Here is a 16244-nt window from a genome sequence, read left to right on the forward strand (position 1 = left end):
ATGAAAAAAATCGGCCTCGCAGAGCGAGGCCGATTTTCGTCAAAAACCGCAGAATTCCGGATCGCCTACTGGCGATATTGCTGGATGCGGGTGGTGCGAAGACCCGCCAGACCGTGCTGGTCGATGGAAAACTGCCAGGAGAGGAATTCGTCGACCGTCAGGGTATAACGGCTGCAGGCCTCCTCGAGGGAGAGAAGTCCGCCACGGACAGCGGCGACGACTTCGGCCTTGCGACGGATGACCCAGCGTTTGGTGCCGGGTGCAGGCAGATCCGCGATCGTCAACGGACTGCCGTCCGGCCCGATGACGTATTTTACCCTCGGGCGATGGGGTTCTGTCATGGCGTACTCACAAACTCTCAACCACTGAACTCACGCCGTAACCGTAACCCCCGCGGCTTAAAAATCCGCTAAGCCTAAGGGTTCAATACAATTCTCGTTGAAACTTGCGGGAACGCGGCCGACTCGGCGGGCGGAAGACGCAATCTCGGCCGGCTGAGCGGGGCAGAAGGTAAATACTTTACTAACAAAGAGGGTCTGCCGAGGTGCCGCGGAGTCCCTCTCTTGTCATCCCGGGGCGCGCGGAGCGCGAGCTATGATGCGCAATTGCGCATCTGAGGATCCATAACCCCAGGAAGGGGTTTGACGAAGACTTGGGAAACCAGCTATGCGCTCCAACCACACCCTGTGGCTATGGATCCCGCCCCCCGTGCGCAATTGCGCACTAGGCGGGGATGACACCGAACTTGTCGCTGCAGCGCTCCCTCAATTGCCCGTCGCAATGATGCTCTTGACCTGGCTCAGCGTGTAGCTGGCGCCGTCGATGGTGAGCAGCGGCGGCGACTGGGTCAGATCGACCGACGACACCACGCCCTGCACCTGCGCGGCGATGCCGACATTGTTGTTCGCGACGTCCTTGCCCGTGGCCGAGATCGTGTACTTGCCGTCGGGCCATTGCGTGCCGTCATTGCCCATGCCGTTCCAGGTGAAGGGGATGTCGTTGCCGGCGGCGGCGGTATATTTGCCGTTGAACACGGTCTGGCCGCTGGAATTGGCGATCGAGATCTCGACCGTGGAGTCGGTCGGCACGTTGAGATGCCAGGTCGCCGACGAATTCTTCATCGTCGCGGTCGAGCCGTCGACCAGCGCGGTCTTGCCGACGAAGCCCAGCGCCTGGGTCGCCTGCGTGGTCTGCTGCAGGGTGACGAGCTGAGCCAGCGATTCGTTGGTCTTGAGCTGCTGCTCGACGCCGGCGAACTGCACCAGCTGCTGGGTGAACTGGTTGGTATCGAGCGGATCGAGCGGGTTCTGGTTCTGCAGCTGCGTCGTCAGCAGGGTCAGGAAGGTCTGGAAATTGCCGGCGAGCGTCGACCCCGTGGTCGAGCTCATCGACGAATTCGACGAGGATTTCGGCAGGTCGGTCGTTCCGGAGACGACCGCGGGCGAAGTGGCGGCATTCGTGGTGGTCATTGCCAGATACTCCTCACACTCTGATGTCGACGCCGCTGCTCGATCCGAGCATGCGGCCATAGCCGCGCCCGATGGGCGCTGCGGGAACGCTGTCGTCCTCGCTGACGATCAGGCGGCGGGCATTGCCGCCATTGTCGTTGTTCTGGCCTGAGTGCTGACCCGATGAATTCTGGTCGCGCAGGCTGAAGGACAGACCGTTGCTGCCGGTCTTGAAGCCGGCATCGTCGAGCGCGCGCTGCAATTGCGGCGCGTCCTGACGCAGCATCTGCAGCGTCTCCGGCTTTTCCACCGTCAGATGCGAGGTGACGTTGCCGGCGCGGTCGATATTGATGCGGACGTCGATCTTGCCGAGCTCGGCCGGATCGAGGCTGATGTCGAACCGCGACTTGCCGGAGCGAATGGCGGCCGCGATCTCGATCGGGATGCCGCTGATCGGCACCGCCGTAGTGTGGGTCGCCGCGGTCGCGGTCAGCGTCGCGGTGGAGGCGGTGGCGGCCGAGGTCGCATTGGTCAGCGGCGCCTGCACGGCGGAAGCGGCCTGCGCGCTGGCTTCGGTCGGAGCGATCGTGGCTTGCGGGCCGGCATGCGCCGGCGCGGCCGGCGTGCCCTGGACCGGCTCGGCGGTGCGGTCGGCGGGGCCCGCCTTGGCGTCGGTCGCGAAATTATCGGCCTGCGGCTTCAAGCCTTGCGCATGGGCGGCGTTGGCGGCCGGTGCCTGCGCGGCGACGTTCGCCTTGCCGGTGTCCTGGCCGATATTCGAGATGTCGGTCTGGGCCTGCGCCGTGGCGGCATCCTTGAACGCGGTCTTGGGCGTGCCCTGGCTGACCGCGGCGATCAGTCCGCCACCAGCTTTTCCATCGGTCGAGGCGGTCTCGGTCGTGCCGGCCGCGGCCTCGCCGAGCGTTGTCGTAGTCTCGGCGTCGACCTCGGCGCCTGCGGCCTTGGCGCTCGCCGTGGCGGTATCGGTCTTGGTGCCGGCGATCTGGGCCGCGATGGAGGCGCTGGCGGCAAGACCTGCCGCGGCGATCGCGAGCGGCGCGGCGGCGGCATCGCCAGCCTGGTTCGCAGCTGCATTCGGATCGACCGGCACGACCGGCGCGGCAACGATGATTCCGGGGTCGGGCAGGGCGGTCTGCGCCGTAGCGGGCGGCGCGGCAACAGCCGCCTCGGCGGCGGCGGTGAGGACCTCGGTGCCATCAGTCGCGGCGCTCGCGGTCTCGTCGGGTTTCTCCTCCGATTTGGCGTCCGCCGTTTCGGACTTGTCCTTGACCTTGCCGGCGTCCTTGGCCGGATTGCCGGGCGCCTCGCTGTCATGCTCCGCCGGCGCAGACGCGTCGGTGTCGTCGCTCGCCTTGCTCTGCGAAGTCTGGTCCGTGGACGAGGTGTCGCGCGACGGCCGCTCGGTCGCCGGGGAGGACGAGGTCTGCTCGCTCCGGCGCGGTGCGCTGTCCTGCGCCGGCGCGTTGTTGCCGCTGGCCTGCGTGTTGCTGTCGACCAGCGAGCCGAAAGCCTCGCTCGCCGGCGTGTCCTTCGGGGCTTGCGACCGGGCAGGCTTCTGCTGCGCGCTCTGGATTTGCACGCTTGCCACGACATCTGACATCCGACCGACCACAGGCAACCCCTTGCAAGCAACTTCGCATCAAGAGGGAGCAAGGAGCGGGCCAGCGCCCCAACTCGAAGATTTCAGTAATATAATCAACGTTTTGGCGACGTGGATGCATTGCCGGGCCGCCGGCCCCGACCCCGCCATTTCTGCCGCCCCGGCAAGAATTGCCCTAAGCGGGGGCCCGCGTGATTGCTTCACCGGAATGCCGCCTATATTAAAGAGGTTACTCTCAGCCGCCTTCGACTTGGGCAGTCGTGCTCTTCGGGAACCAAGGTTCCGGGAGATCGCCGCCGTCCCCGGAGAAAGCACAGCAATCGCGGATCGCGCGTCGCCGCCGTCACAACGCTTTAGGGCCCATGCTCAACAGTCTGGATCTCGAAGGCCGTCCCGAGGACACCAGGGTCGTCGTCGCCATGTCGGGCGGCGTCGATTCCTCGACGACGGCTGCGCTCTTGAAGGCTGAGGGCTACGACGTCGTCGGCATCACGCTGCAGCTCTACGACCATGGCGCGGCCACCCATCGCAAGGGTGCCTGCTGCGCCGGCCAGGACATCCACGACGCCCGCGACGTCGCCGCCAAGCTCGGCATTCCCCATTACGTGCTCGATTACGAGGACCGCTTCCGCGAGTCCGTCATCGACAATTTCGCCGACTCCTACGCGCTCGGCGAGACGCCGGTGCCCTGCATCGAGTGTAACCGCAGCGTCAAGTTTCGCGACCTCTTGAAGACCGCGCGGGAGCTCGGCGCGCAGGCGCTCGCCACCGGCCATTACGTCGCCTCGCGCCGCCGGGGCGACGGCTCGCGCGCGCTGGTCTGCGCGGCCGACGCCGACCGCGACCAGAGTTACTTCCTGTTCGCGACCACGCAGGAGCAGCTCGACTTCCTGCGCTTTCCGCTCGGCGACATGACCAAGCCCGAGACGCGCGAACTCGCCCGCCGCTTCGGGCTTGCGGTCGCCGACAAGCACGACAGCCAGGACATCTGCTTCGTGCCTACGGGGCGCTACACCGACGTCATCACGCGGTTGCGTCCCAATGCGATGGACCCCGGCGACATCGTCGATCTCGAGGGCCGCGTGCTCGGCCGGCACAACGGCATCGCCAATTTCACCGTCGGCCAGCGCCGCGGCCTCGGCATCGCAGCCCATGCGCCGCTGTTCGTGGTGCGGCTGGACGCGGTGACCCGCCGCGTCGTGGTCGGCCCGCGCGAGGCGCTGAAGATGCACCGCATCAGCTTGCGCGACGTCAACTGGATCGGCGACGGCGACATCGACCGCGCCATCGGAAGCGGCCTTGAAATGTTCGTGCGCGTGCGCTCCACCCGCAGCCCGCAGCCGGCCTGGCTGCGCGGCAGCAATGGCCGTTACGAGGTCGAGCTCGTCGCCGGCGAGGAGGGCGTCTCGCCGGGACAGGCCTGCGTGTTCTACGACGCGGCGAGCGGCCAGGCCCGCGTGCTCGGCGGCGGCTTCATCCAGAGCGCCGCGGCCAAGGCCAGCACGGGCACATCGCGCCCGCTCGCGGAAGCCGTGCGCGGCTGAGCGCGATGAGATTGAGCCCAACTGTCACCGCAGCCACGGTGCGCCCCCTCTCCCGCTTGCGGGAGAGGGTTGGGGAGAGGGTGCTTCCGCGATGGGATACTCCCGATGCGGAGAGAACCCTCACCCGCGCCTTCGGCGCGACCTCTCCCGCACGCGGGAGAGGCACTAGACCTCCCGCGGGGCGGGATCCGTTCTCACCAACAAACACACCTTAGAGAATCTTCGCGCAAGGGCAGGGGGCATGGCAGCAGACATCTCGCGGGCCGGGGTCGAGAAGGCCTATGGCCGCTGGGCGCCGGTCTATGATCTCGTGTTCGGCAAGGTGTTCGACGCCGGCCGGCAGTCGACCATCGCGGAGGCCGACCGCATCGGCGGCCGCGTCCTCGACGTCGGCGTCGGCACCGGTCTTTCGCTCTCCGAATACGCGCGCACCACCAAGGTCTGCGGCGTCGACATCTCCGAGCCGATGCTGCGCAAGGCGCAGGCGCGCGTGCGTTCGCTCCGCCTCTCCAACGTCGAAGTGCTGTCGGTGATGGATGCGAAGAACCTCGCCTTCCCGGACGATTTCTTCGACGCGGTGGTGGCGCAATATGTCATCACCGCCGTGCCCGATCCCGAAGGCACGCTCGACGAGTTCATGCGCGTGCTCAAGTCCGGCGGCGAGCTGATCCTGGTCAATCACATCGGTGCGGAGAGCGGTCCCCGAAAGCTGTTCGAGCTTGCCTTCGCGCCCATCGCCCGCCGCCTCGGCTGGCGCCCGGAATTCCCGTGGGCTCGCCTTGAGGGCTGGGCCAAAAGGCACGGCGGCGTCGCGCTCACCGAGCGCCGCCCCATGCCGCCGATGGGTCATTTTTCGCTGATCCGCTATCGCAAATCGTGATTGCGAACTGCGGGAACAGGGGGCCTCGCGCGCGCGTTTGCTTCCTATGCGCACGACAAACCTCATTGTTGCGGGCCTCCTGATCGCCGCCTCTGCACCAGCGATCGCGCAGGCCCCGCCCGCCCCGGCGACGCCGCCGCAAGCGACCGCGCCGCCATCCCCGCAACGCGCCGCCGGCTGTGCCCCATCCGATCGGCTGGCCACCACCCCGGAAGGCACCACGACCGGCCAGTCCCGGGAACCGCTCGGCGACAAGCTGGCCAAGACGGACGGCGTGCTCTGCCCGCCCGCGGGCGTCGATCCCGACATGCACGCTCCGGCCCCCAGCACCGACAGCAACACCCCGGTGATCCCGCCCCCCGGCAGCCCCGGCGGCGACCCCAATGTGAGGCCGAAATAGCGGCTTGTTCCGCACTCCAATCTTCGTCATGCCCGGGCTCGTCCCGGGCATCCACGTTCTTGGACGAGCGAACAAAGGCGTGGATGGCCGGGACGAGCCCGGCCATGACGAACTCATTGAAAAGAGGCCGCATTCACAAGGCGACTTGTCCTGCCATAGCCTTTTGCGAAGGCGGCGGACCACTTTGCTTGACTTACCCCCGCCCCCTTCCTTATATGCCGCGCGTTCGCGAGATCGGCCTTGTTCGCCGCCGCGATCCCTGTGGCGGGGTAGCTCAGCTGGTTAGAGCACGGGAATCATAATCCTGGGGTCGGGGGTTCGAGTCCCTCCCCCGCTACCACCTTTCCCCACACTCCTTTGACTTGATTTGGATAGGCCGTTTCGCCGAGCAGGGCGTTTAGTCGGCCTGCTATCTCGACGGCTAAACCACCTGGGCGTTCCGCTTCGCGGAACACGGTGACCGTCTCGACCAAGTCTCTAATGGCTTCTGCGGCCTCTCCGTCGCCCGCACTGACACCTTTACCCAGTGCTTCTTCAAGCCGACCGAGTTGCTCCTCATATCGTTTGAGGATGGCCGGATGCAGCGCAATTTCCATCGGAGCGGGTGGTTCGCTTTGCAACTCCTCAGATATCCGCTTTCGTTCGGCATCTAAGGCAGTCGATCGCGGCCCGAGCACGGACGGATCGCCATGTCCCTTCGCGATCGCATCCACCAGTCGTTCGATTTCTCGACTCAACTGCCCTAGCTGCTGCTCAAGGCGGTGCCGCTTTGCCTGTGATGTAGCTAGGAGGCGCTTCCGCTCCTCCAGATACGTTCGTACGTATTCCGAAAAAACCTTCGGTGCACGCAGCTCGGCCCTGAGCCCGCTGAGGACTGCACTTTCGACCGCATCTAAATAAAAGGTCTTGGCATCAGAACATGTGCCGCTCTCTTTCGCCGCAGAGCAGCGAATACGAATGCGGCCTGACTTGTCGCGTCCATTAGTTGCCATACCCGAACCGCATGAGCCGCACCGGAGCAGTCCGGATAGCATCCGACGAGGCCGACGTTGGTGGCTGGGGTGGATGTGACCGCGCTCTTCCTTGCGTTGCTGAGCAGCCGTGAATAGCTCTGGATTGACAATTGCAAGATGCGGCACTTCAGCCACTTGCCAGTCACTCTTCGGATTTGGTCGTGACAGGCGTTTTCCCGAGTCGGGGTCCTTCACCATCCTGACTTTGTTCCAGACAAGGCGCCCCACATAAAGTTCGTTTAGCAGAATGCCGGCGCCCCTCTCATGATTGCCATTGATCGTTGACGCATTCCAGCTTCGCCCCCGCGGAGGTGATACCCCCTCGTTATTGAGATCATGCGCGATTTCCCGAGGCGTACGACCATCCACGTATTCCTGAAAGATGCGCCGGATCACTTGTGCCTCGGCCTCGACAACCACTCGTTCACCACTTCTTCCAGGTACCGCTGCGTATCCGTACGTCAGGCCCCCGCCAGCCAAACCTTGCTTAACCCGCCCCGCTTGGCCGCGACGCACTTTGTGCGCATTGTCCTCGCGATAAAGTTGTCCGACCAAGCCGCGAAGGCCCACCAGCACGGTGTTAGCGACGCCCTCGTGGACCGCCCGGATCTCGATCCCGAGAAATGACAGCCGCTTATGAATGCCAGCCAGATCTTCCATGTCGCGAGAGAGGCGATCGAGCGCTTCGACGATCACCACGTCAAAGGATCTCTCCCGCGCTTGGTCCAACATCTGTAGAAGGCCTTCGCGGCCCATGACAGACCCGCCCGAACGAGCCCGATCTTCATGGGTACTGACAACAATTAATCCTTCGCGCTCGGCATAGCTCTGACAAAGCGAAAGCTGATCCTCAATCGATCGCTCGTTCTGAAGATCGGTTGAGAATCGAGCATAGATCGTCGCTCTTTTCCCGCTTCGCTCGATGAGCTGTCTTTCATGATCTTCCCTCGCGGCCACACGGGCAAGTACTCGCGCGAGGCGTAAGATCGCCTTGTCTGGTTTCGCCTGCAAGGAAAATTTGAGATCGGCTTCCCGCACGATCGAACCTCTAGGCAATCGCGCAGCTCAACGAGGTGCACGCACCTACGCTGGCGTCAGTCGACAAGACGACGTGGGGGGAACTGATCATCTCGAGCATCCTGCTCGGATCATGACTAAGTGCAACGGCCGCTATGAACTCGTCGTGCAATCGGATGCCTAGGCGAAGAAAAAGACAGGAGCGAACGGCTTTGCGTGAATGGAATTGATACTGCTGGGAAGCGCACAACCTCTCCCTCTAGCGAAAACCGAAGTGGAAACTCCGGGCCTCGCCAAAGGACTCTATTCCAGCTGTCGAATTCGCCACCAGTTCGGCCTGATTGGAGCCCTTAGCTAGACCCTGAGCGAGGAGGCGGTGGATGGTTCAACCGTCCATAGGCAGGTCTACCCAGCGAGCGGAAATGGCCTTCGCCGTTCTCGCAACCATCAGACAGACTGCTATGGCTCGACTATGGCCTGGATATTGCGTCTTTTGACGAAATCGATGCCCCTTCGCTGGCGCACGACCCTCGTGCGCATGTTGCTGCGACTCCTGATGGCTAACGTCGTGTGACGGGGAGCCTACCCATCAAATCTGGCAGGTGCCATGTGGAACCGGTTTCGAAGATCCATTTAGAAAGACTCTCATACGGCATTGGCGCAACCGCAATAAGCATATGGCCAGGTACGATCGTCTGCCGAATTTTGTCTCAGATGAAGGACGCGCATACGTAGCGAATTCTGCGAAATGCCTTCAGGTTCTGACATTTCAATATTCCCGTGAGATGGCCGGTGTTTTCACGCGCGCTCCAGATGATGCGGGAGTCGGGAATCAGATGCGTGGCTACGGTGCACAAGCCAGAAGCTCATATTTGCCCCCTCGCGATAAGCGGCTTCAGGATCGGGCGCGGGGGCAGGAGTGCTCGGCACAACGCTTCAGTTTCTCCCTTGTAAGACAGCTCAACCTACCAAATCTGGCAGGTGCCTTGCGGGACGTCTCGACGATAAAAGGCAGGGCGCCCCGGGGCAGCCGCCCCAAGGGTGCGAGGCGGCAGCGTTGCAGTACCGCGACGCTGGCGAGCGAAGTTAGTGGCGCCGTGATAGGGACAGCGCTTTCCAAGGGCCTCTCCGACGAGCGCCGAGTCACACGTCATTTAACTCCGCTGGCAGCGCGGAGTTGGTAGTTTCAGAGCTTTGAACAGCGCGGAGGCCCGGCCCGCGCTGCCTCCCTTCTAATTCTAGACCTTCTGGGCCTCGGAATACTTCGACACACTAACGGGTGAGCCATGCCCGATCCTGCTCGTCGATTGCTGTCAGCCAGAACCTTGAGATGCTTTCGCGATCTGCTGCATAAGCGGACGGACACGTTCCTTGGCAAGCGTCAGCATGAGTCGAGGCGGCTGCCCATGCCGAGCGCCGCTGAGATCGCTTTTGTCACCATGGACGGTTTCTCTGATCTCGATCAGCGACGTCTTTTGCGCCCTCTTAGATCCGATAGGTCATAGCTTCCTTGACCTCGCTTAAGCTGCAGAGGAGGCCGAATGCTGGTGCCGCCAAACGCCGCCCATTGCGGTTCGGCAGGTGACGGATCTTCTGCCGCGCGTACGAGATATCGCAGATGAGTAGAGATTTTTGGCGAGAGCGAAGAGGCAAACGCGCAAATCAGATAGTCTACCTGAGCATTGCGCAGCTACAAGGTCCTTTCCGATGTCCTCGCCGAACAGATCATGGCAGGCCGCTCGACGAGGGCGGCAGCACTTCTCTTCCGCGCGTATTTTCGCAGCCGATCCCGCACATTCGCACTTTCCAATGTTGCGAGTTGTTCCGCCGTGTCTCGGCGAAGCAAAATGGTGGCATGCCGTTGACGAACCGGCAGACGCGAATTTCAAAGCTATGCTGAGCATAGATAACATCAACGCTGATGGCCTCGCAGCCTCACAGGTTGAGGCCGCGCGAATTCTCGGGATCCATCGAAGGATCCTGCGGGAATTCGGAGCCACGCGCTGACTGTACGCAAAGAGGCGCGACTGCATTGCGGCACGCATAGCCGTCATGGCGTTGCTCGTGTGGCTTCATTTTTGGGAACGGGAACTCGTTTGGTCGCTCGCGAGAGAAGGAATTGACCGATGCTTAGTGAAAGAAAGCATGCAGACGCTTGCGCCTCTCTATAAAAATCAAAGGCTCTGCCTGACATCGAGCTGTTCGCCGCGAACTTCATCGCGCAACTGCGCTCCATAAATAGCAGGAAGCCTGCCGAAGACGCTAGCCGAGGGACAAACGCCTCGAAGCCAAGGCTCGCCGCCGCAAGCCGTGGTGGCCACACCTTGGTCTCTCGCAAAGCAAGGGGCGCGTAGGGGCGCTGGGCAACGAGAAGCTCGCCAGAATGGCGAACAGCGCCGGGAGCTATATCGGCCCGACAAAGGCCACGGTGTAGTGAGGGAGCTCCAGTGCTTGTACGCAGAGACGCTCTGGATAACGCGTTACGGAGCGGCCGATACCGCCGAACCCGGCGCGAAGCGTGCTGCCTTCATGCAAGGTGGTTCAACGTGGTGTGCTTGCCCATTTGCGCCGCCGTGCTGTGCATGACTACCAATGCTGGTAGGTCACCCGAGGCCGCTCTCTCGCTAAAGTCATTGTACCCTGAGGCGGCGGGCCTCACGGGAAAGCCGGGTGGGTTAGCCTTGTGATCCGCGAGGCTGACTAGCGTTCCGGCGAAGCGGATGCGGCAGATAGCGCATTTATCCACCTCCCCGGTGGACATCGGCGCCGAGTCGCATCCGCGCTGCTTTCTCTCGAACTCGCTAATTGCGTCTAGTTTTCGCGCCTTACTGGGAGATAGGCTGATCGAGCTCATTAAGCATTTTGACAGATCGGAACCCAATCGTCCTCCCCACGCGAACCCAGCGTGGAGCACGAGCCGGTAAGCGGCGCGACGTATTCAAATTCGAGAGCAACTGATGCGCAATCCGAATGGCCAATCCTGCATGGTCGAAGAGCCCACGAGCCAGGGGGCGTGAGGTCATACGGCCGATCAGTCATCAAACGTGCAGTGGATTGGCTGAGTGTCAATCCGGCGCGTAGTCCCAATGCGGGTGCCGCTGATCGCAAGCGCGCCCAATTGACTGTTATCTGAGGCGTAAACGGCGATATCGCTGCCAACGGCAAGCGGCCCGCCCACATGGGTCGCCTTTCGTTCTGTAAATTGTGCAGGTCTGTCAGCTTTCGGTAAGCCAGCCCCGATAAAGAATCGTTGGGTTTAACGGGGGTGTGGCAGGGACAGCGCATGAGCTGAAGGACCACCATGTGCCGAGTCACGCTTCCGTTAAGCTCATTGCATTGCGGATGCGGCAGGATAGTGCCTCATGATGCCCCCAGGCGCCGAGCCGCGCCCGCAATGCTTCCAACTCGCGGGTTAGTTCTCCTTCTGCCGATTTTGCTCGTTCTGCAAGCAATCAGCTTCTTGCGCCGCTTGAAGCTCAGTTTGGAGCAGTTAGCTGGGTGGCAGCGAAAGCGCTGCCCCTATGTATGCGTGGGGGAAAAGCGCTGATTCAAGTTCTGCTAAGTTCAACTGGCAGTGCGGGCGGGGTAGGGACAGCGTCTGCTCCAGCGCAACCAAGCGGCGCCGAGTCGCGCCCGCACTGCTTCCGATCAATCTTCGCCAACACTCAGGAGGGAAAGGAGATTGCCTGGCTGAATCCGGTCCGCTGTTGTCTTGATGCAATTGTGTCCGCCATGTGTGGCGACGACGATGCCGACAGCGTCGTCGATTCTTCAACGCGGTGCTCCCTGTCGCGGCTTTCAAGGTCTAGGATAATCTTCTCAATGGACTGATTCTATCGCGCTTCGTCTGGACTTGCTCTGCCAACATTCCTTGCGCCTCTCATGTGCGTTGGCCTGTCATTGTGTTTTATGCACGGTTTTCTAGGAACGCCCACGTGTCTGGTCATGCTGGTGTCTCTTTCAAGCAAAGACCCAGCTTAGAGAGTCGCCGATGAGATGGGACCGACCTATTTTGATAGGTGCCCTTCGTTACTTCTCGAAGATATGACTAGGTCGCCCTTGGGAATTTGAGCCTCATGGGAGCAAAGGTGGCCAGCCCCAGTCTTTGTGACCGGGTTGGCCACCAGCGCTTGCGACACCATGCCCATAGGGCAGCTACAGGGCAAAAATGCACATGTTCGAGCGGCATATCACGTCCCTGCGGTCGCAAGCGCTTGCGGTGCTTGTAGCCAATCAGGTCCGTGCCGCCGATCAGTCTCTGGGACTATCCGATCGCAAGCTCGCCACATTGAACATGGATGAAGTTCAGGCAATGCTAGCCATACTCGATTGCATAAAACCCGACCTGCGGCCGAAGGAAGCACGGCAGATCGCTGCGCGCATACGCGCGCTTTTAGAGGGGGCGCATGGGTGTCAGCCGGTTCGGGTAGCATGTCTGTGAGACCACTAGTGTGAGCTTTCGGTAAGCTGTCCAGCCTCTCGTGAACGAGGAAGCTGAAGTTGGCGAAGCTTTAGCCCGCTCGTGGAGGATCGATAGGCACCCATAAGGACGCGGCTCTGACGCCGAAAGATCGGGAAGCCGTGGTGACGAGCGTGATCATAGTGGCCTCACAAGGCCAACCCGCGCTGCAATTCAATATTTCGGCCAAAACCGTCGCCAAGTGGGTCAAGCGTTCCGCAAGGACAGGCGTCGATGGAGCGTGATCGCTCTACAAGGCTCTTTCAACGCCAAGCCAAACTCTGCCTGCCACATGCGCCGAACTCGGAGTGCCACGGCCGCGCCACGCCGATTGCGCAGCTTGACCCGGCCGAGCCGGTGCGGCGCTATGAACGTGAACGTCCCGGTGAGCTGACACATCGCTATCGACAAAGCTGGGCGAGTCCAACCGTGTAGACCATCGATCGATGGTGGCCGGACTCGAAAGAGCAGCCTGCGGGTACGCGGCGAAGAACCTGGCCGGGATTATGTCGACGTCTGAATCGAGGATGCCTCCCGAAATACCTTCAGCAAAGAGATGAAGAGCGAGCGGCAGGGCTGCGCCGCGGCCCTCCTCAAGGCGGGGACGCCACAAGCGTCGGCGTCAAGGTCAGGAGGTCATGACCGACAACGGACCCTGCTACGAACCTCTGCTTCCCGCAAAGCATGCGAACGCCTCGGCCTCGAGCAAATCGGCACCGAGCTCTATATTTTTCGGAAGAAATGCAAGCGGGGCGCAGGGGCTATTTCGCGATCGAGATCTGGTGCTGCGCTGGCTTGGAAACACGATCTTTGTCACGCCGCAGTATTGCGTCACCTCGGCGGACCTCAAGGAATTCTACACTGTACATCGTCGATCCAGCCGATGAGCTGCTCTAGAGCAGACCGGATCGGCCGCCGACGGCGGCAGCCGGTCGGCGAATCGGCGGAAGCCGACCCTCGCCCGCGTAACCAACAGACAACCCAAGAAAGTCTCCCGGCGATGATGGCGCAACCAAAAGGATTTTCATCCATCCGAGGGCCATTTTTGAGCCGTCGATTTCTTTTTCTCTTCCGCAAGTTGACAATTTTCTTCCGCGCTCCGTAGGAAGTACCGTGTGTGCGGAAGGCTGAACGTTCTTCAATGAGAACAGTATACGCTGCGAAGCGTGTGACGGAGGCAATCTTCATTACCTCGGTTCCATCACCCCTCGATCCACCCCTATCTCGCAGCGGCCCTTCCGCCAATGAAGTTCGTGAACATCCGGAACAAGAACTCCGGGATGCGGATGTCGACCTATGTCATTCTCAGCGCAGGCGCTCGCGTTGCTGCGCTCTCAACGCCGCTGTTGCGCGGATCTGCCAATCCCGTGACCAACTCATTGTTTGCTGTTTGTCCTTCTTGGATGAGCACAAAGAAGAGGTTCACCTGCGTTTCGCAGCAACCAGTGATCGCCCGACATATTCGATCATTTCGAACGCTGTGGATAGCTATGACTTCGAAATCGTCGGCGAGTTAAGCGAAGTTCAAGCTTTGCCACATTCGCACCGCAAAATCGAACTGAGGTCCAAATGAGCCACGTTTCGGAGCAGCCGATCGATCGCATCACAATTCCCATGCTGCAGCGGTGGAAGCAGGACGGTCGGCGTCTCGTCATGACGACTGCCTACGACGCGGTTGCGGCGCGTATCGCGGATCCGTCCGTCGACATCATTCTCGTCGGCGACAGTGTGGGTAACGTTTGCCTTGGATTCGAAAATACGCTTCCAGTGAGCGTTGCGATGATGAACCATCATCTGGAAGCCGTGGTACGCAGCAAGCCTCGTGCTTTACTCGTCGCCGATATGCCATTTCTTAGCTTCCACGTCAGCGTCGAGGAAACCATACGCAATGCCGGCGGATTCCTGCAGCGAGGCGCAGCTGCGGTGAAACTCGAAGGCGGTGGCAAGAGAATCGAGATGGTACAGGCCCTCGTCGATTGCGAGATTCCTGTGATGGGTCATCTCGGTCTTATGCCCCAGAGCGTCAACGTCATGGGGGGCTTCAAAGTGCAGGGTCGGAAAGCGGATGAAGCGTTGCGTTTGCTCGATGACGCTCACCGTCTGCAGGAGGCCGGCTGTTTCGCTTTGGTATTGGAGGGCATTCCGGCCGAGCTTGCTGCTCGAGCAACCAAGTCCTTGACAATACCGACGATCGGGATCGGCGCCGGCCCGGACTGTTCAGGCCAGGTGCTCGTGTTTCACGACGTGCTGGGCCTCACTGGAGGTCATCGCCCCAAATTCGTTCGCGCCTATGCAGAAGGCTTTCAGCAGTTGCATGATGCGCTTTCGCGCTGGGCCGCGGATGTCCGCGGTGGTGCATTCCCGGGACCGCAAGAGTCCTATAGGCTTCCCGAAGGCGTCGAAGAAGCAATTACCAACTGGGCGCCGTCCAACCCAACTTGATATAGAGCTCTACATGCAAACAATCACGAGGGTCGCTGAACTTCGCCGTACTCTCGCAAAATCCCGCGGTGCCGATCAACGGGTCGGATTGGTGCCGACAATGGGCTATCTCCACGATGGCCACATGGCGCTGATCGCGGCGAGCCAGGCGCAATGCGACGTCACCGTCGTCAGCATCTTCGTCAACCCCACTCAGTTCGGACCAAACGAGGATCTCAGTAGCTATCCGCGCGACTTTTTACGTGATGAGGGACTGTGCCGTGATGGCGGTGTTGCGATCCTCTTCGCGCCGGAGACACAGGAGGTCTATACGAGCCATTTCGAAACCTTCGTTGAACCGGGCGACCTCGCCAAACCTCTGTGCGGAGTCTTCAGGCCTGGGCATTTTCGCGGTGTCGCGACCGTCGTATGCAAGTTGTTCAACATGGTGCAGCCCGATGTCGCGTTTTTTGGGCAGAAGGATTTTCAGCAATGCGCAGTCGTGCGTCGCATGGTAATTGATCTCAATCTCCCGATCGAGATGGTCACTGTACCAACCGTTCGCGAACAGGATGGGCTCGCAATGAGCAGTCGCAACCGCTACCTGAGCAAAGAAGAGCGTCAGCGGGCCCTTGCGATCAATCGTGGACTATCCGCAGCGCTCGACGAATTTCGCTCGGGAGAGCGCAACGTAGAAAAGCTGATTGCGGTCGCCAGGCGGCATTTAGAGGCAGTTGACAGACTGCAGTATCTTGAACTTGTCGACAGTGACACGCTCAAAACCGCCGATAGTCCACTGCGGCGCCCCGCGGCGCTTTGTGCGGCAGCCTACGTTGGCTCAACGCGGCTGATCGACAACGTCCTACTGGGGTTGCGAACTCGGTAGCGCAATGCGTCGCTAAGCCGTGCGCAGCATATTGAGCAGCAAGAAATGCTCAAAGCACCTCCGAAGGGCGCGCCGAGCTGGTGGCGAAGGGCCGACTCCAAGGCGACCTTGTTCAGCGACTTAGCGAAGCGATAAGTCGCGGGTGCGTACGGAATATTGTGGGACCTAAAAGTTTGTGTCCGGCAACATCACGAGATTTGCTCTACGGCGATCATCGATCAATTCGACAAACCTTGGTATAGTGCTTTACAGCCCAGGCTATATCACCCATTTACCTTTGTAGAGTTGAGCACCCGTCACGTCGTCTGTACTTTCGACGTCGAACCTCGATCATTTGGTTTGCGGGTCAGTGCGAAGCCTGAGCTGCTGCCTTGCTATAATTCGTTGAGTTCCAATCAGGTGTTGCGACGAACATCTAGAGTTCGGACCTTCGGCCGATTGCACTTAAGAAGACAGAGGCTTTATAGCAGGTGCCCATCATCGAGACGGGGATCAGCCATCAGAGCAGCGGAACAACATTCACTCGAGTGACGAACATGGAAGAGAAGGATAGGG

The 16244-nt window shown here is 61.1% G+C and carries 9 protein-coding genes and 1 tRNA gene; 6 read left to right on the plus strand and 4 right to left on the minus strand.

What is annotated here, in order from left to right:
- Nucleotides 1-65: 65 nt before the first annotated feature.
- The 3 genes from ABIA45_RS34545 to ABIA45_RS34555 form a co-directional block, all read right to left on the minus strand.
- Complete coding sequence (locus tag ABIA45_RS34545; protein WP_002714638.1) at nucleotides 66-341, minus strand: DUF1153 domain-containing protein; 276 nt, start codon at nucleotides 339-341, stop codon at nucleotides 66-68.
- Between the two features lie 423 nt (nucleotides 342-764).
- Nucleotides 765-1469, minus strand: a complete 705-nt coding sequence (locus ABIA45_RS34550; RefSeq protein ID WP_271541325.1) for a flagellar hook assembly protein FlgD — start codon at nucleotides 1467-1469, stop codon at nucleotides 765-767.
- A 13-nt stretch (nucleotides 1470-1482) separates the two neighbouring features.
- Entirely contained in the window at nucleotides 1483-3057 is a 1575-nt protein-coding gene (locus tag ABIA45_RS34555) for a flagellar hook-length control protein FliK (RefSeq protein ID WP_333919224.1), read from the minus strand.
- A 374-nt stretch (nucleotides 3058-3431) separates the two neighbouring features.
- Between ABIA45_RS34555 and mnmA the strand changes: the two genes are divergently transcribed.
- From mnmA to ABIA45_RS34575, 4 genes are all read left to right on the plus strand, one after another.
- Entirely contained in the window at nucleotides 3432-4613 is a 1182-nt protein-coding gene (gene mnmA, locus ABIA45_RS34560) for a tRNA 2-thiouridine(34) synthase MnmA (RefSeq protein ID WP_271541330.1), read from the plus strand.
- A 241-nt stretch (nucleotides 4614-4854) separates the two neighbouring features.
- Nucleotides 4855-5493, plus strand: coding sequence for a class I SAM-dependent methyltransferase (locus tag ABIA45_RS34565; protein ID WP_128264089.1), 639 nt, complete (start codon nucleotides 4855-4857; stop codon nucleotides 5491-5493).
- Nucleotides 5494-5539: 46 nt separating this feature from the next.
- A complete protein-coding gene (locus tag ABIA45_RS34570; RefSeq protein WP_404655030.1) occupies nucleotides 5540-5893 on the plus strand; it encodes a hypothetical protein in 354 nt (117 codons plus the stop codon).
- A gap of 263 nt (nucleotides 5894-6156) precedes the next feature.
- A tRNA-Met gene (locus tag ABIA45_RS34575) sits at nucleotides 6157-6233 on the plus strand.
- Here the strand turns inward: ABIA45_RS34575 and ABIA45_RS34580 are convergent.
- Entirely contained in the window at nucleotides 6190-7944 is a 1755-nt protein-coding gene (locus ABIA45_RS34580; RefSeq protein WP_404655799.1) for a recombinase family protein, read from the minus strand. The genes ABIA45_RS34575 and ABIA45_RS34580 overlap by 44 nt on opposite strands.
- 6007 nt (nucleotides 7945-13951) lie before the next feature.
- On the opposite strand from ABIA45_RS34580, the gene panB reads away from it, so the two are divergent.
- Both panB and panC read left to right on the plus strand, forming a co-directional pair.
- Nucleotides 13952-14824, plus strand: coding sequence for a 3-methyl-2-oxobutanoate hydroxymethyltransferase (gene panB / locus ABIA45_RS34585; protein ID WP_225124690.1), 873 nt, complete (start codon nucleotides 13952-13954; stop codon nucleotides 14822-14824).
- Nucleotides 14825-14837: 13 nt separating this feature from the next.
- A complete protein-coding gene (gene panC, locus ABIA45_RS34590) occupies nucleotides 14838-15689 on the plus strand; it encodes a pantoate--beta-alanine ligase (protein ID WP_225137820.1) in 852 nt (283 codons plus the stop codon).
- The last annotated feature ends 555 nt before the right edge of the window (nucleotides 15690-16244 follow it).

The organism is Bradyrhizobium sp. USDA 336 (genome assembly GCF_044908355.1).
Classification (GTDB): Bacteria; Pseudomonadota; Alphaproteobacteria; order Rhizobiales; family Xanthobacteraceae; genus Bradyrhizobium; species Bradyrhizobium yuanmingense.